General features: G+C 59.8%; 15 protein-coding genes. 13 read left to right on the forward strand and 2 right to left on the reverse strand.

Annotated features, from left to right (window positions below):
- Positions 1 to 5: 5 nt before the first annotated feature.
- Positions 6 to 407, reverse strand: a complete 402-nt coding sequence (locus P5706_RS06860; RefSeq protein ID WP_285678827.1) for an ACT domain-containing protein — start codon at positions 405 to 407, stop codon at positions 6 to 8.
- 99 nt (positions 408 to 506) lie between these two features.
- Here P5706_RS06860 and P5706_RS06865 point away from each other — a divergent pair, with 99 nt between their 5' ends.
- The 10 genes from P5706_RS06865 (at position 507) to P5706_RS06910 (ending at position 11775) form a co-directional block, all read left to right on the forward strand.
- Positions 507 to 1400 (forward strand): LysR family transcriptional regulator ArgP, encoded by an 894-nt coding sequence (locus P5706_RS06865; protein WP_200434267.1) that lies wholly within the window; start codon positions 507 to 509, stop codon positions 1398 to 1400.
- A gap of 52 nt (positions 1401 to 1452) precedes the next feature.
- On the forward strand, positions 1453 to 2451 hold the full coding sequence (locus P5706_RS06870; RefSeq protein ID WP_200434268.1) for an NAD-dependent epimerase/dehydratase family protein: 999 nt from the start codon (positions 1453 to 1455) through the stop codon (positions 2449 to 2451).
- A gap of 127 nt (positions 2452 to 2578) precedes the next feature.
- Entirely contained in the window at positions 2579 to 3403 is an 825-nt protein-coding gene (locus P5706_RS06875) for an ATPase (protein WP_200434269.1), read from the forward strand.
- A gap of 221 nt (positions 3404 to 3624) precedes the next feature.
- Positions 3625 to 4884 (forward strand): D-mannose isomerase, encoded by a 1260-nt coding sequence (locus P5706_RS06880; protein ID WP_285678828.1) that lies wholly within the window; start codon positions 3625 to 3627, stop codon positions 4882 to 4884.
- Between the two features lie 104 nt (positions 4885 to 4988).
- Positions 4989 to 6275, forward strand: coding sequence for an ABC transporter substrate-binding protein (locus P5706_RS06885; RefSeq protein WP_017139182.1), 1287 nt, complete (start codon positions 4989 to 4991; stop codon positions 6273 to 6275).
- 92 nt (positions 6276 to 6367) lie between these two features.
- A complete protein-coding gene (locus P5706_RS06890) occupies positions 6368 to 7276 on the forward strand; it encodes a carbohydrate ABC transporter permease (protein ID WP_138814103.1) in 909 nt (302 codons plus the stop codon).
- Complete coding sequence (locus tag P5706_RS06895; RefSeq protein ID WP_058421424.1) at positions 7269 to 8114, forward strand: carbohydrate ABC transporter permease; 846 nt, start codon at positions 7269 to 7271, stop codon at positions 8112 to 8114. Before P5706_RS06890 ends, P5706_RS06895 begins: the two co-directional genes overlap by 8 nt.
- Positions 8115 to 8116: 2 nt before the next feature.
- Complete coding sequence (locus P5706_RS06900; RefSeq protein WP_200434271.1) at positions 8117 to 9277, forward strand: ABC transporter ATP-binding protein; 1161 nt, start codon at positions 8117 to 8119, stop codon at positions 9275 to 9277.
- Positions 9278 to 9362: 85 nt separating this feature from the next.
- Positions 9363 to 10709 (forward strand): carbohydrate porin, encoded by a 1347-nt coding sequence (locus tag P5706_RS06905; protein WP_200434272.1) that lies wholly within the window; start codon positions 9363 to 9365, stop codon positions 10707 to 10709.
- A 220-nt stretch (positions 10710 to 10929) separates the two neighbouring features.
- Positions 10930 to 11775, forward strand: a complete 846-nt coding sequence (locus tag P5706_RS06910; RefSeq protein WP_285678829.1) for a D-hexose-6-phosphate mutarotase — start codon at positions 10930 to 10932, stop codon at positions 11773 to 11775.
- A gap of 130 nt (positions 11776 to 11905) precedes the next feature.
- On the opposite strand, the gene P5706_RS06915 is transcribed toward P5706_RS06910, so the two are convergent.
- The gene (locus P5706_RS06915; RefSeq protein ID WP_170039859.1) at positions 11906 to 12766 is read right to left on the reverse strand and encodes a MurR/RpiR family transcriptional regulator; all 861 of its coding nucleotides are present in this window, start codon (positions 12764 to 12766) and stop codon (positions 11906 to 11908) included.
- A gap of 219 nt (positions 12767 to 12985) precedes the next feature.
- Between P5706_RS06915 and zwf the strand changes: the two genes are divergently transcribed.
- The 3 genes from zwf to P5706_RS06930 are packed head-to-tail and all read left to right on the forward strand — an operon-like array spanning position 12986 to position 15835.
- Positions 12986 to 14452 carry a glucose-6-phosphate dehydrogenase gene (gene zwf / locus P5706_RS06920; protein ID WP_200434274.1) on the forward strand — a complete coding sequence of 489 codons (1467 nt, stop codon included), beginning with the start codon at positions 12986 to 12988 and terminating at the stop codon, positions 14450 to 14452.
- Positions 14439 to 15152, forward strand: coding sequence for a 6-phosphogluconolactonase (gene pgl / locus P5706_RS06925; RefSeq protein WP_285678830.1), 714 nt, complete (start codon positions 14439 to 14441; stop codon positions 15150 to 15152). Before zwf ends, pgl begins: the two co-directional genes overlap by 14 nt.
- 17 nt (positions 15153 to 15169) lie before the next feature.
- Positions 15170 to 15835 carry a bifunctional 4-hydroxy-2-oxoglutarate aldolase/2-dehydro-3-deoxy-phosphogluconate aldolase gene (locus P5706_RS06930; RefSeq protein WP_026013852.1) on the forward strand — a complete coding sequence of 222 codons (666 nt, stop codon included), beginning with the start codon at positions 15170 to 15172 and terminating at the stop codon, positions 15833 to 15835.
- The last annotated feature ends 211 nt before the right edge of the window (positions 15836 to 16046 follow it).

Genomic DNA, 16046 nt, shown 5'->3' on the forward strand with positions numbered 1-16046 from the left:
AGCCATTACTCCGCGTTTGTTGCCAGTTGGCGCAATACATCCATGGCTCGCTCGGCATCGGCGCGGCCCACGAACAGGTGGTCGTGATAAAACCCGGCGATGACGTTGCAACTGATACCGGCGCTGCCCAGCGCGCTGGCAAACGCCGCCGTCAGGCCCACGGCTTCAAGGGCAGAATGCACATTCAGGGTGATCCACGCGGCCACATACTCGAAGGCCAGCCCGGCTTGTTCCGCCTGCTGACGCTCCACAATCAGGGTCAAACCTTCCTGCTCGCGAAAGCTGCCGATGATCTCGCAACCTGCCGGGATGCGTTGGTCGGGCAGTGTGCAGAACACGTAGTCGCCCTCATTCAGATGAGGGCTCATGCTGCGCAGCAGGGTTGCCAGGGCGGTTTCGCCAGCCATATGTGAATTCCTTAAATAAAGAGAAGCGATGCTGGTCATTCTCATGTTCATGGATGTATAAGAAAAACAAATATTGCTGATCGCTCATTAGAGAAACTGATGTTCGACTATAAATTGCTTTCCGCCCTGGCGGCGGTGGTGGAGCAGGCCGGCTTTGAACGTGGCGCCCAGGTGCTGGGCCTGTCGCAGTCGGCGATTTCCCAGCGCATCAAGTTACTGGAGGCGCGTATTGGCCAACCGGTGCTGGTGCGGGCCACGCCGCCCACGCCCACCGATATCGGCCGGCGCTTGCTCAACCATGTGCAGCAGGTGCGTTTGCTTGAACGTGACCTGCAAAGCCAGGTGCCGGCGCTGGACGAGGAGGGCATGCCCGAGCGCCTGCGCATCGCCTTGAACGCTGACAGCCTTGCCACCTGGTGGGCCGAGGCCGTCAGCGACTTCTGCGCCGAGCAGCATTTGTTGCTGGACCTGGTGGTGGAAGACCAAACCGTGGGCCTCAAGCGCATGCGCGCCGGTGAAGTGGCGGCCTGTATCTGCGCCAGCGAACGCCCGGTGGCCGGGGCGCGCAGTCTGCTGCTCGGTGCCATGCGCTATCGTGCGTTGGCGAGCCCTGCCTTTATTGCGCGGCATTTTCCCGAGGGCGTGCGTGCCGATCAGTTGGCACGCACGCCGGCGTTGGTGTTCGGCCCGGATGATTTCCTGCAGCACCGCTACCTGGCATCGCTGGGCGTGGACGGCGGTTTCGAGCACCATTTGTGCCCGTCTTCCGAAGGTTTTATTCGTCTGACCGAAGCCGGGCTGGGCTGGGGCCTGGTCCCGGAACTCCAGGTGCGCGACCAGATGAAAACTGGCGAATTAGTCGAGTTGTTGCCAGATAAGCCCATCGACGTGCCGCTGTACTGGCATCATTGGCGCAGTGGTGGGCAATTGTTGGGCCTGCTCACCGATCATTTGGCCCAGGCCTGTGGCCAATGGTTGGTGCCGTTGGAGTGATGGCGGGCGTCAAGGCAACAGCGATGAAAAACGAAAGAACATGGGGTAACAAATGAAAATTCTGGTCACCGGCGCAAGCGGCTTCATCGGCGGGCGTTTTGCGCGTTTCGCCCTGGAGCAGGGCCTGGACGTGCGGGTCAACGGGCGGCGCGCCGAAGGTGTGGAGCACCTGGTAAGGCGCGGCGCCGAGTTTATCCAGGGTGATCTCAATGATGCCGAGCTGGTGCGCGAGCTGTGTCGCGATGTCGAAGCCGTGGTGCACTGTGCCGGCGCCGTCGGGCTGTGGGGCAAGTACCAGGACTTCCATCAGGGCAATGTGCTGGTCACCGAAAACGTCGTCGAAGCCTGTCTCAAGGAGCGCGTTGGGCGCCTGGTGCACTTGTCGTCGCCGTCGATTTACTTTGATGGCCGCGACCACCTGGGGCTGACCGAGGAACAAGTGCCCAAGCGCTTCAAGCATCCTTATGCCGCCACCAAGTACCTGGCGGAACAGAAGGTGTTCGGCGCCCAAGAGTTCGGCCTTGAAGTACTGGCCCTGCGCCCGCGTTTCGTGACCGGTGCCGGCGACATGAGCATCTTCCCGCGCTTGCTTAAAATGCAGCGCAAGAACCGCCTGGCCATCGTCGGCGACGGTTTGAACAAGGTCGATTTCACCAGCGTACACAACCTTAATGAAGCGCTGCTCAGCAGCTTGCTCGCCACCGGCTCGGCGTTGGGCAAGGCTTACAACATCAGTAATGGTACCCCGGTGCCGGTGTGGGATGTGGTCAATTACGTGATGCGCCAGATGGATATGCCCCAGGTCACGCGGTATCGGTCTTACGGTTTGTCCTACAGCGTAGCGGCGCTGAACGAGGCATTCTGTGCGATGTGGCCGGGGCGTCCGGAGCCGTCGCTGTCGCGCCTGGGTATGCAGGTCATGAACAAAGATTTCACCTTGGACATCAGCCGCGCCAGGCATTATCTCGACTACGAGCCCAAGGTCAGCCTGTGGACGGCGCTCGATGAGTTCTGCAGTTGGTGGAAAGCTCAGGATCCGGGGCTGAAATAAGCTCACAACCAGCAACACATCGGGAACCGAATTCAGGGTTCCGGGTCGATCAATGCGGCGCGAACGGGGTTTATACTCCGCTCGCTCGGCTTCTCAGGTCGCCATCTCACCGATTCAGGGTTGATTCATGCGTAACGATGCCAAAGACGATTTCGACAACGTTCCCAGCCTGCGGGCTGACGTCGGGGACGATGATGATTTCGAGCCGACTCCCGCCACCTCCGTGCGCTCGCGCACAACCAAGGTGGTCAAGGTCAAGAGCGCCAGCACCGGCCCCCTGTGGGCCTTGGTCGGCGCGCTGCTGATCGCCTTCGCCGGCCTTGCCTGGTGGAGCTTCCAACAGATTTCGCTGATGGGCCAGCAATTGGTTGCCACCCAGGAAAGCTTTGCACGCATCAGCGAAGAAGCGGCGGGGCGCCTGCAGGACATTTCCGGCAAGGTGGTGGCCAGCGAAGCCAATGTGAACAATGGCAGCGAAGCCCTCAAGTTGCAGATCAAGCAGTTGGAAACGCAATTGCTGGAGCAAGGCAAGCAGCAAGTCGGCGTGGCCGGGCAGGCGACCGAACTCGACCAGCGCCTGGCACAGATGAGCGCCAGCACCACCGAACTGTCGAACGCGAATGCCAGGCTGCAAGGCCAGGTGCAGGCATTGACCGATGCCGTGGCCACGCTCAAGGCGGCGCAGGGTGACGTCAAGGAGCTGTCCGCAGATGTGGCGGCCCTTAAAAAGCAAGGCAACCCGAGCGCGGCCATCGCGCGCCTGGAACAAGACCTGGTAGTGCTTAAAAGCGCGCAGGAAAACCAGCCCGCCAATAGCGATTCGCCGACCAATAAAGAGTTCGACGTGTTCCGTATCCAGACCACGCGCAACATCACCACCTTGCAGAGCCAGGTACAGAACCTTAACCAAAAGCTCAACGCGCCCGCGCGGATTACCCCACTGGGCCAATGATCGTTCCCACGCTCTGCGTGGGAATGCCGCCACGGACGCTCCGCGTCCCGCTCTGGGGCGGTACGCGGGTGGCGCAGAGCGCCACAGGCTGCGTTACCACACGGAGCGTGGGAACGATCAATGTCACAGCTTTGTGACATTTCCCATCCCCTTCGTTACTTGCCCATCCCTCGCCCTTGTTTAGACTCCGGTCATCCCACAAATAATAAAAAGGGCTACCCATGACCACGCAACCACTGCCTGCCAGCAGTTGGCTGAACGCACCTGCCCATCACGCCTGGCTCGCCAGCGAAGGCCAACGCCTGCTGGCATTCGCCAAAGCCTCACGCCTGCCGGACGGCTTCGGCAACCTTGACGACAAAGGCCAACTGCCGGCCGATGCTCACGCCGAAACCATGAACACTGCGCGCATGACCCACAGCTTTGCCATGGCCCACGCCATGGGGTTGCCGGGTTATGCCGACCTGGTTGCCCATGGCGTTGCCGCCCTCAGTGGCCCACTGCGTGATAACGAGCACGGCGGCTGGTTTGCCGCACCCAACGCCCTGGATGGCAACCGTGGCAAAGCCGCTTACCTGCATGCTTTTGTTGCCCTGGCTGCCAGCTCTGCGGTGGTGGCCGGTGCGCCCGGTGCGCAAAACCTGCTCAACGACGCCGTGCATATCATCGACCAGTTTTTCTGGAGCGAGGAGGAGGGCGTGATGCTTGAGTCCTTCGCCCAGGACTGGAGCGGCGTCGAAGCGTATCGCGGCGCCAACAGCAATATGCACGCCACCGAGGCCTTCCTGGCATTGGCCGATGTCACTGGTGAAACACGCTGGCTGGACCGCGCGCTGCGCATTGTCGAGCGCGTTATCCATACTCATGCTGCCGGCAACCAGTTCATGGTGATCGAGCATTTCGACACGCATTGGCAACCCTTGCTTGGCTACAACGAAGACAATCCTGCCGATGGCTTCCGCCCCTATGGCATCACCCCCGGCCACGGTTTTGAATGGGCACGGTTGGTGCTGCACCTGGAAGCCGCACGCCTGCAAGCCGGGCTGGCCACGCCGGACTGGCTGGTGAGCGACGCCCGTGGCCTGTTCGCCAGCGCCTGCGAATACGCGTGGGCCGTGGACGGCGCTCCCGGCATCGTCTACACCCTGGACTGGAAGCACCAGCCAGTGGTGCGCGAGCGCCTGCACTGGACCCACGCCGAAGCCAGCGCGGCGGCCCAGGCCTTGCTCAAACGCACCGGCGAGCTGCATTACGAAACCTGGTATCGGCGCTTTTGGGAGTTCTGCGAAATCCACTTTATCGACCGTATCAACGGCAGTTGGCACCACGAACTCAGCCCGCACAACCAGCCCAGCAGCAAGATCTGGGGTGGCAAGCCGGACCTGTACCATGCCTGGCAAGCGGTTGTACTGCCTGTACTACCCTTGTCACCGAGTATGACCAGCGCGTTGGGCCAAGGGCGTTATGTCACCAAGTGGTGACATTTGTGCGTCCCTTTGTTACCTGCGCGCTAAAAATCCATGTTTAAACTCCGTGCAGCGCAAGCTCTAGACTTGCATGCATAACAACAAGAAAAGGTATTCAGATGAACGCGATTAATCGCCTCGCCGTTGCTATTTCCATTGCCTCGTTGTTTCCCCTCAGTGCATTTGCCGCCGACTCGAAAGGGACGGTTGAAGTTGTGCATTGGTGGACCTCCGGCGGTGAAAAAGCAGCAGTAGACGTATTGAAGGCTCAAGTTGAGAAAGATGGCTTCGTCTGGAAAGACGGTGCCGTAGCCGGTGGCGGTGGCGCCACTGCAATGACTGTGCTGAAAAGCCGCGCAGTCGCTGGCAACCCGCCAGGCGTTGCCCAGATCAAAGGCCCGGACATCCAGGAATGGGCGTCCACTGGCTTGCTCGACACCGACGTGCTCAAAGACGTCGCCAAAGAAGAAAAGTGGGACTCGCTGCTCGACAAGAAAGTCTCCGATACCGTGAAGTACGAAGGTAACTACGTTGCCGTACCGGTCAACATCCACCGCGTTAACTGGCTGTGGATCAACCCGGAAGTCTTCAAGAAAGCCGGTATCACCAAAAACCCGACAACCCTCGAAGAATTCTACGCAGCCGGCGACAAGCTCAAAGCCGCTGGCTTTATCCCGCTCGCCCACGGTGGCCAGCCTTGGCAGGACAGCACGGTATTCGAAGCCGTCGTTCTGTCGGTGATGGGTGCAGATGGCTACAAGAAAGCCCTGGTTGACCTGGATAACGACGCGCTGACCGGCCCGCAAATGGTCAAGGCCCTGACTGAGCTTAAAAAGGTCGCGACCTACATGGACGTCGACGGCAAAGGCCAGGACTGGAACCTGGAAGCCGGCAAAGTCATCAATGGCAAAGCCGGTATGCAGATCATGGGTGACTGGGCCAAGTCCGAGTGGACTGCCGCCAAGAAAGTTGCCGGCAAAGACTACGAATGCGTAGCCTTCCCGGGCACCGACAAAGCCTTTACCTACAACATCGACTCCCTGGCGGTGTTCAAAGTTAAAGACAAAGGCACCCAGGAAGGTCAGAAGGACATCGCCAAAGTTGTACTGGGTGAAAACTTCCAGAAAGTCTTCAGCATCAACAAAGGCTCGATCCCGGTTCGTACCGACATGCTCAATGAAATGGACAAGCTCGGTTTCGACTCCTGCGCCCAGACCGCTGCCAAAGACTTCCTGGCGGACGCCAAGACCGGTGGCCTGCAGCCAAGTATGGCCCACAACATGGCCACTACCCTGGCGGTGCAAGGCGCGTTCTTTGATGTCGTGACCAACTACATCAACGACCCGAAAGCCGACCCGGCCGACACCGCCAAGAAACTTGGCGCTGCGATCAAGTCTGCCAAGTAACGGTTAGCACTGCGTGTCCTTGTGAGGGGAAACCCCCTGACCCCTCACAAGGCTTGCTCCTGTAGTCCTTTTTCCCTGTACTGGATTTTCCCATGAGTTCTGTTGCTGTGTTCAGCAAGGCCTCGCCGTTCGATGCGCTGCAACGCTGGCTGCCTAAACTGGTGCTGGCGCCGAGCATGTTCATCGTGCTGGTGGGCTTCTACGGCTACATCCTGTGGACATTCGTGCTGTCGTTCACCACGTCCACGTTCCTGCCCAGCTACAAATGGGCCGGCCTTGCGCAATACGCGCGGTTGTTCGACAACGACCGTTGGTGGGTGGCGAGCAAGAACCTGGCGGTGTTTGGCGGCATGTTTATCGGCATCACTTTGGTGATCGGCGTGACGCTGGCGATTTTCCTCGACCAGAAGATCCGCCGCGAAGGCTTTATCCGCACCATTTACCTGTACCCGATGGCGCTCTCGATGATCGTGACCGGTACGGCCTGGAAATGGCTGCTCAACCCGGGCATGGGCCTGGACAAACTTCTGCGTGACTGGGGCTGGGAAGGCTTCCGTCTCGACTGGCTGATCGACCCCGACCGCGTCGTGTACTGCCTGGTGATTGCTGCCGTGTGGCAAGCCTCGGGGTTCATCATGGCGATGTTCCTGGCAGGCCTGCGTGGCGTCGACCAGTCGATTGTGCGCGCCGCGCAAATCGATGGCGCCAGCCTGCCGCGTATCTACTGGAGCGTAGTGCTGCCAAGCCTGCGCCCGGTGTTCTTCAGTGCCGTGATGATCCTCGCGCACATCGCGATCAAGAGCTTCGACCTGGTAGCGGCCATGACGGCTGGCGGCCCGGGCTACTCGTCCGACCTGCCGGCGATGTTCATGTACTCGTTCACCTTCAGCCGTGGCCAGATGGGCATGGGCTCGGCCAGTGCAATCCTGATGCTCGGCGCGATCCTCGCGATCATCGTGCCTTACCTGTATTCCGAGCTGAGGACCAAGCGCAATGACTAGTCTCGCCTCCAAACCTGCCATCAGCCTGAGTCGCATCGCGATCTACGCGGTGCTGATCCTCGCCGTGCTGCTGTACCTGGTGCCGCTGGTGGTGATGCTGCTGACCAGCTTCAAAACCCCGGAAGACATCAGCACCGGCAACCTGCTGAGCTGGCCGACCGTGGTCACCGGCATTGGCTGGGTCAAGGCCTGGGCCACTGTGGATGGTTACTTCTGGAACTCGATCAAGATCACCGTTCCGGCGGTACTGATTTCCACCGCCATCGGCGCGCTGAATGGCTACGTGCTGTCGTTCTGGCGCTTCAAGGGCTCGCAGCTGTTCTTCGGCCTGCTGTTGTTCGGCTGCTTCCTGCCGTTCCAGACCGTGCTGCTGCCGGCGTCGTTCACCCTTGGCAAGATGGGCCTGGCCAGTACCACCACGGGCCTGGTGTTTGTACACGTGGTCTACGGGTTGGCGTTTACTACACTGTTCTTCCGTAACTACTACGTGAGCATTCCTGACGCGCTGATCAAGGCGGCACGACTGGATGGTGCAGGATTCTTCACCATCTTCCGTCAGATCATTCTGCCGATGTCGACGCCGATTATCATGGTCTGCCTGATCTGGCAATTCACCCAGATCTGGAATGACTTCCTGTTCGGTGTGGTGTTCTCCAGCGGCGACTCGCAGCCCATTACGGTGGCGCTGAACAACCTGGTCAACACCAGCACCGGGGCCAAGGAATATAACGTGGATATGGCGGCGGCGATGATCGCCGGGCTGCCGACCCTGCTGGTCTATGTGATCGCAGGCAAGTATTTCGTGCGCGGCCTCACGGCCGGCGCGGTCAAGGGGTAATCATGGCTACGCTTGAACTTCGCAATGTAAACAAGACCTATGGCGCCGGCCTGCCCGACACCTTGAAGAACATCGAACTGTCGATCAAAGAGGGTGAGTTCCTGATTCTGGTCGGCCCTTCGGGGTGCGGTAAATCGACCTTGATGAACTGCATCGCCGGCCTTGAGACCATCACCGGCGGCGCCATCATGATCGGCGACCAGGACGTGAGCGGCATGAGCCCCAAGGACCGTGACATCGCCATGGTGTTCCAGTCCTACGCGCTGTACCCGACCATGAGCGTGCGCGAGAACATCGAGTTCGGCCTCAAGATCCGCAAGATGCCCCAGGCCGATATCGACGCCGAAGTGGCGCGTGTGGCCAAGTTGCTGCAAATCGAACACCTGCTTAACCGCAAGCCGGGCCAGCTCTCCGGTGGCCAGCAACAGCGTGTAGCCATGGGCCGCGCCCTGGCTCGTCGGCCGAAGATCTACCTGTTCGACGAACCGCTGTCCAACCTCGACGCCAAACTGCGTGTCGAGATGCGCACCGAAATGAAACTGATGCACCAGCGCCTGAAAACCACCACCGTGTACGTCACCCACGACCAGATCGAAGCGATGACCCTGGGCGATAAAGTAGCGGTGATGAAGGACGGCATTATTCAGCAGTTCGGCACGCCCAAAGACATCTACACCAACCCGGCCAACCAGTTCGTGGCGAGCTTTATCGGTTCGCCGCCGATGAACTTCGTGCCGCTGCGCCTGCAGCGCAAGGACGGCCGCCTGGTGGCGCTGCTCGACAGTGGCCAGGCGCGTTGCGAACTGGCACTTAACGTCAGCGATGCCGGCCTGGAAGACCGCGACGTGATCCTGGGCCTGCGCCCGGAGCAGATCATGTTGGCCAACGGCGAGGGCGACACTGCATCGAGCATTCGTGCCGAAGTCCAGGTTACCGAGCCGACCGGCCCGGACACCCTGGTATTCGTGCAGCTCAACGACACCAAAGTCTGCTGCCGCCTGGCCCCGGACGTTGCACCGCAGGTCGGTGAGACGCTGACCCTGCAATTCGACCCGGCCAAAGTATTGCTGTTCGACGCCAAAACCGGCGAGCGCTTGGGCACTGCTGCTTCACTGCCATCACAAGGGCATGCCGATAATGTGGCCCAATTCAAAGGCCGCTGAAGCAGATAACGTGTTGTTTTAGTTAAAAAAAGTAAACCGCGTTAGATAAAAACAGTTTAATAACAATAAAGACGAGGATGTAGGGATGAAAAAGCAACACAACAACACTCGGCTGATCTGCCAACTGTCAGCAGCAGCAGCCCTGGTATTGTCCGCCAATGCGATGGCAGACGATGCGTTCAGTGCCGATTCCAAGTGGATGACCGGCGATTGGGGCGGCGAGCGTACCAAGCTGATCGAGCAAGGTATCGACATCAAGGCTGACTACGTTGGGGAAGTCGGTGGCAACCTGCACGGTGGCTATAACAACGACAAAACTGCCCGTTACGCTGACCAGTTTGGTCTGGGCGTAGCACTGGATCTGCAAAAGCTGTGGGGCTGGGATAACACCCAGGCCAAGATCCAACTGACCAATCGTAATGGCGCGAACATCTCCAATGACCGTATTGGTGACCCGCGTGCCGGCACCTTGAGTTCGTCTCAAGAAGTCGATGGCCGTGGCCACATGGTGCGTCTGACCCAGTTCTGGATTCAGCACCAGATGTTCGACAACAAGCTGGACGTGAAACTCGGTTACTTCGGCGAAGGCGAAGACTTCAACACCTTCCCGTGCGACTTCCAGAACCTGTCGTTCTGCGGCTCGCAAGTCGGTAACTACGTAAACACCTGGTACAACTGGCCGGTCAGCCAGGCGGCGATCCGCGTGAAGTACAACATCACGCCTGAGCTGTATGCGCAAATCGGCGCGTACAACCAGAACCCGTCGCAGCTGGAGCACGGCAACGGCTTCAAACTCAGCGGCAGCGGCACCAAGGGCACCGTATTGCCGGTGGAATTGGTCTGGTCGCCGAAGGTCAATGGCCTGCCGGGCGAATACCGTGTGGGTTACTACAAGAGCACCGCCGACGCTACCGATGTGCGTGAAGACGTCAACGGTAACGATGCTGGCACCACTGGCGCAGCCTTCCGCGTTCGCAACAGCAAAAGCGGCTACTGGGGCGTTCTGCAACAGCAGCTCACCACCCACAATGGCGACGCTTCGCGCGGCTTGAACATTGCGGCCAACGTGACTTTCCACGACAAAGACACCAACCTGGTCGACAACTACCAGTCGCTGATGCTTGTGTATAAAGGGCCATTTGACGCGCGTACCAAAGATGACGTGGGTATCGGTGTTTCGCGTATCCATGCCAACAGCGACGTGAAGAAAACTGCTGAACTGCTGAATGCTTCAGGCGGTTTCACCGATTACGACCAAGCGGGTTTCTCCCCGCTGCGTAACACCGAGTACAACGTCGAACTCAACTATGGCTTCCACGTCACCAACTGGCTGACCGTACGCCCGAACCTGCAATACATCAAAAACCCGGGCGGTGTGAAAGAAGTCGACAACGCGCTGGTAGCAGGCCTGAAAATTCAGTCTACGTTCTAACGCTGTTGCGATAAGCTCCTTCTCTCTGTGCGCATTTTGCGGGTAGCCATGGCTACCCGCTTTTTTTGGGCAGCACTGCACAACCTTTGTGGGAGCTGGCTTGCCTGCGATCGCATCGCCTCGGTCGTTCAGACAAACCGAGTCGCCCGCATCGCAGGCAAGCCAGTTCCCACAAGGGGAACCAAGGTTTGAGCGACATTGAATTCCAGGACCGTGGCACATGCATGAGCATCCGCTGCAACGCTTTTTCAAATCCCTGCGTGAACAACCGGTGTTCGCCTGGGAGCGCTTTCAGATGCGCGACGTGTTGGTAATCGACCATCCGCTGTGCCAGGCGGTGTTCAGTCGCCAGGGCGCGCAATTGCTGCACTTTCAGCCCCGTGGCCAGAAACCCTGGCTGTGGTGTGCAGCCAAATGGCCGCAGGTCGGTGCCATCCGTGGCGGCGTGCCGGTGTGCTGGCCGTGGTATGGGCGCCATCCGAGCGAAAACGCCTGGCCGTCCCATGGCTGGGCGCGATTGATCGACTGGAAACTGCTCGACAGCAGCACCGACGACGACGGTGTGCGCCTGCACTGGCAATTGCAGCTGTGCGACTGGCAGGTCGACCTGCACGCGCACCTGGGTGAAACCCTTGAGTTGCGTCTGAGTACCGAACACCAGGACGAGTTGCCCTGCCAATTGAGCCATGCTTTGCACGCCTATTGGCGTATTGGTCACGTCGACGAGATAGCGCTGTCTGGGCTGGACGGTGCGCAAGGTTATGACCAGCTCAGTCGCCAGGTTTGCCAGCAGGAAGGTGAGTTGCGGGTGGATGGTGGGTGCCAGCGGGTGTTCCAGCATGACGGTGAATTGCAGCTCAAGGATCACGCCTGGCAACGCGAATTGTGCATTGATACCGGTGACAGCGCCGACACCGTGGTGTGGCATCCAGGCAGCCGGCCGTTGTTGGGCGTGAGCTTTAACGAGGCGTCGGGGTTTGTGTGCGTGGAGTCGGCGATGGCCGGGGCCAGCCTGGCGCCGGGGGAGCGGGCGCATTTGAGTTTGCAGGCGCGGGCTGGGGTTTAGCGGTGGTGCTTATGCTGCCATCGCAGGCAAGCCAGCTCCCACAGAGGAATGCATTCCAAATGTGGAACTCGGTCCACTGTGGGAGCTGGCTTGCCTGCGATAGGGCCGGTACTGCTGGTGGAGATTGCTGCTAGTTAAATTCATCCCCAACCGGATACCGGCTGTCATTCAAGCTCTCTTTGATCTTGCGCAGATGCGGCTGGAAATCCACGCCACGGCGCAGGGTCATGCCGGTGGCCAGCACGTCCAGCACCGTCAACTGAATGATCCGCGAGGTCATCGGCATATAGATGTCGGTGTCTTCCGGCAATGGAATGTTCAGGCTTACGGTACTGGCCTTGGCCAACGGCGAGTTCTCGGCGGTGACGCCCAGCACCGATGCACCGTTTTCCCGGGCTATACGCGCCACTTCCACCAGCTCGCGGGTACGCCCGGTGTAGGAAATGATCACAAACAGCTCGCCGGTGTGCGCCACAGACGCGATCATGCGCTGCATCAGCACGTCGGCATGGGCGGTCACGGCCAGGTTGAAACGGAAGAACTTGTGCAGCGCATCCATGGCCACCGGTGCCGAAGCGCCGAGGCCAAAGAAGTGGATCTGTCGCGCCTGGATCAACAAATCCACGGCCTTGCTGATCAGTGCCGGGTCCAGGGCCTGGCAGGCGCTGTCCAGGGAGGCAATGGCGCTGCCAAAGATCTTCTGGGTGTAGGCCTCAGGGTTATCATCGGCCTCCACGGCGCGGCTGACATACGCCGCACCACTGGCCAAACTTTGCGCCAGCTGCAATTTAAGTTCAGGGTAACCGCTGACGCCGAACGAACGGCAGAAACGGTTGACCGTCGGTTCACTGACCGAGGCGGCTTGGGCGAGGGCGGCGATCGAGAAGCGGGTCGCCTGCTGTGGGTTCAGCAGGATGACCTCGGCGACTTTTTTCTCGGCCTTGTTCAATTCTTCGAGGCGGTTCCGGATCTGTTCCAGAAGATTTCGCACGCGGTCCATTCAGTCTTTCCTTCGGGCGACGATGCAAATAAAGGGCGGTAACCAATCGACGAGTGGCCCTTTGCGGTGGCCTATCCTACTGAGGGTAGCTGAACACCACCACTCGGAATGCGTATTTCGGGAAAATGTTGTGGTTATTACTACATTTTTCCTTGAGTGATGCCTTGAAAAAAGGTATTTGTAGCTTAACTTGATAAAAGAACAAACATCATGCCTTCGATAACCGTAGAACCCTGCACCTTTGCCCTGTTTGGCGCGTTGGGTGATCTGGCGCTGCGCAAGTTATTTCCTGCCCTCTATCAACTCGATGGCGCCGGGCTGCTGCACGAGGATACGCGCATCCTGGGCCTGGCCCGTGAAGCCGGGACCGAGCAGGAGCACCTGGCCCATATCGAAAAAGAACTGCGTAAATACGTCGGCAAGGAACTCGATGAGGTCGTGGTTGCGCGCTTCCTCGCGCGCCTGGCCTATGTCCACGTCGACTTCATGAAAGCCGATGACTACATCGCCCTGGCCGAAAAGGCCGGCAGCGACCAACGCCTGATCGCCTACTTCGCCACCCCGGCGGCGGTGTATGGCGCGATTTGCGAGAACCTCGCCAAGGTCGGCCTGGCGGACAATACCCGCGTGGTGCTGGAAAAACCGATTGGCTCGGACCTGGAGTCCTCGCGCAAGGTCAACGACGCCGTGGCGCAGTTTTTCCCGGAAAACCGCACCTACCGCATCGACCACTACCTGGGCAAAGAAACCGTACAGAACCTGATTGCGCTGCGTTTCGCCAACAGCCTGTTCGAAACCCAGTGGAACCAGCACTACATTTCCCACGTGGAAATCACCGTGGCCGAGCAGGTCGGTATCGAAGGCCGTTGGGGTTACTTCGACAAGGCCGGCCAGCTGCGCGACATGATCCAGAATCACCTGCTGCAGCTGCTGTGCCTGATCGCCATGGACCCACCGGCCGACCTGTCCGCCGACAGCATCCGTGACGAGAAGGTCAAGGTGCTCAAGGCCCTGGCGCCGATCAGCCCGGAAGGCCTGACCACCCAGGTGGTGCGCGGCCAGTACATCGCCGGCTACAGCGCCGGCAAGCCGGTGCCGGGCTACCTGGAAGAAGAAAACTCCAACACCCAGAGCGACACCGAGACGTTTGTCGCCCTGCGTGCCGATATCCGTAACTGGCGTTGGGCCGGCGTGCCGTTCTACTTGCGTACCGGCAAACGCATGCCGCAAAAGCTGTCGCAGATCGTCATCCACTTCAAGGAACCGTCCCACTATATCTTCGCCCCCGAGCAGCGCCTGCAGATCAGCAACAAACTGATCATCCGCCTGCAGCCCGACGAAGGTATTTCCTTGCGCGTGATGACCAAAGAGCAAGGCCTGGACAAGGGCATGCAACTGCGCAGCGGCCCGCTGCAACTGAATTTTTCCGACACCTATCGCAGCGCACGGATTCCCGATGCCTACGAGCGGCTGTTGCTGGAAGTAATGCGCGGCAATCAGAACCTGTTTGTTCGCAAAGATGAAATCGAAGCCGCGTGGAAGTGGTGTGACCAGTTGATCGCCGGGTGGAAAAAATCTGGAGATGCGCCCAAGCCGTATGCGGCAGGGTCCTGGGGGCCGATGAGCTCGATTGCACTGATCACGCGGGATGGGAGGTCGTGGTATGGCGATATCTGAATTGAAACTGCCTCAGGGCGTGACAGCCCATGAGTACCGCACGCCTGTGTTGCTGGCCGATGGCCTGGCCAATGACGTGGCCGAGCAACTGCGCGCGGCCATCAGTGCCCGTGGCGAAGCCACGCTGGTAGTGTCCGGCGGCCGCAGCCCCGTGGCGTTTTTCCAGAACCTGGCCAAGCAAGGCCTGGACTGGTCCAAGGTGACCATCACCCTGGCCGACGAGCGCTGGGTGCCGGTGGAACACGCCGACAGCAATGCCGGCCTGTTGAAGAAGTATTTGCTCCAGGGCCCGGCGGCCAAGGCTAAATTCCTCAGCCTGTACAACGTTGCCGCGAACCTTGAAGACGCCGCCGAACTGGCCGATCGCCAGTTGGCAGAGCTACCCGCTATCGATGTGCTGGTACTCGGCATGGGCGATGACGGCCACACCGCATCGCTGTTCCCCAACAGCCCCAACCTGGGCGAGGCGCTCAAGCCCGACGGCAGCCGCCGTTGCTGGCCGATGCTGGCGCCGACCGTGCCGCACCAGCGCCTGACCATGAGTCGCGCGCTGCTGGCCACGGCCCATTACACCGTACTGTCGATTTCCGGCAGTTCGAAATTGACCACTTTGAGCGCTGCGCTGGCCAGTGACGACGTTGCTGCCATGCCGATTCGCGCGTTTTTGCAACCTACTTTAGAGATTTACTGGTGCCCATGAGCCAAGGATCAGCCGCTATGAAAAGCCCTCAACCGACCGTGTCCATGGCGGATAAAGTTGCCCTGATCGACAGCCTCTGCGCCAAGGCGCGGATCCTGCCAGTGATCACCATCGCCCGCGAACAGGATATCCTGCCGCTGGCCGATGCCCTGGCAGCCGGCGGTTTGACCGCATTGGAAGTGACCCTGCGTTCCGAGTTCGGCCTCAAGGCTATTCAGGTACTGCGCGAGCAACGCCCTGAACTCTGCACCGGTGCCGGCACCGTGCTCGACCGCCACATGCTCGAAGCGGCCGAGGTGGCCGGTTCGCAATTTATCGTCACGCCCGGTATTACCCGCGACCTGCTCGAAGCCTCGGTGCACAGCCCGATCCCGCTGCTGCCCGGCATCAGCAATGCCTCCGGCATCATGGAAGGCTATGGCCTGGGTTATCGCCGCTTCAAGCTGTTCCCGGCGGAAGTCAGCGGCGGCGTGGCAGCGATCAAGGCCCTGGGCGGCCCGTTTGGCGAAGTTAAATTCTGCCCGACTGGCGGCGTTGGCCCGGCCAACATCAAAAACTACATGGCGTTGAAAAACGTGATGTGCGTGGGCGGTAGCTGGATGCTGGACCCTGAATGGGTCAAGAACGGCGACTGGGCGCGTATCCAGGAAGTCACCGCACAGGCGCTGGCGCTGCTGGACTGATCTGATTTACCGAATCGTTGTTGCTGTGCTTTAACGGCATTTTTGCGGTGCACTTGGTCGGTGTACCGCTTTTTTTTGCCTGCAAAAAACCTTGAGGTTCACACAGGTCCAAGTGTGGGAGCCGGCTTGCCTGCGATGGCGGTGGGGCTGGGCGGTCGGGGGGCATATCCGTTGCTGCGGTAACGGCTGAGTAGGGTTCCGCTCTTACAGC

The organism is Pseudomonas sp. ChxA (genome assembly GCF_030263855.1).
GTDB lineage: Bacteria > Pseudomonadota > Gammaproteobacteria > Pseudomonadales > Pseudomonadaceae > Aquipseudomonas > Aquipseudomonas fluorescens_CB.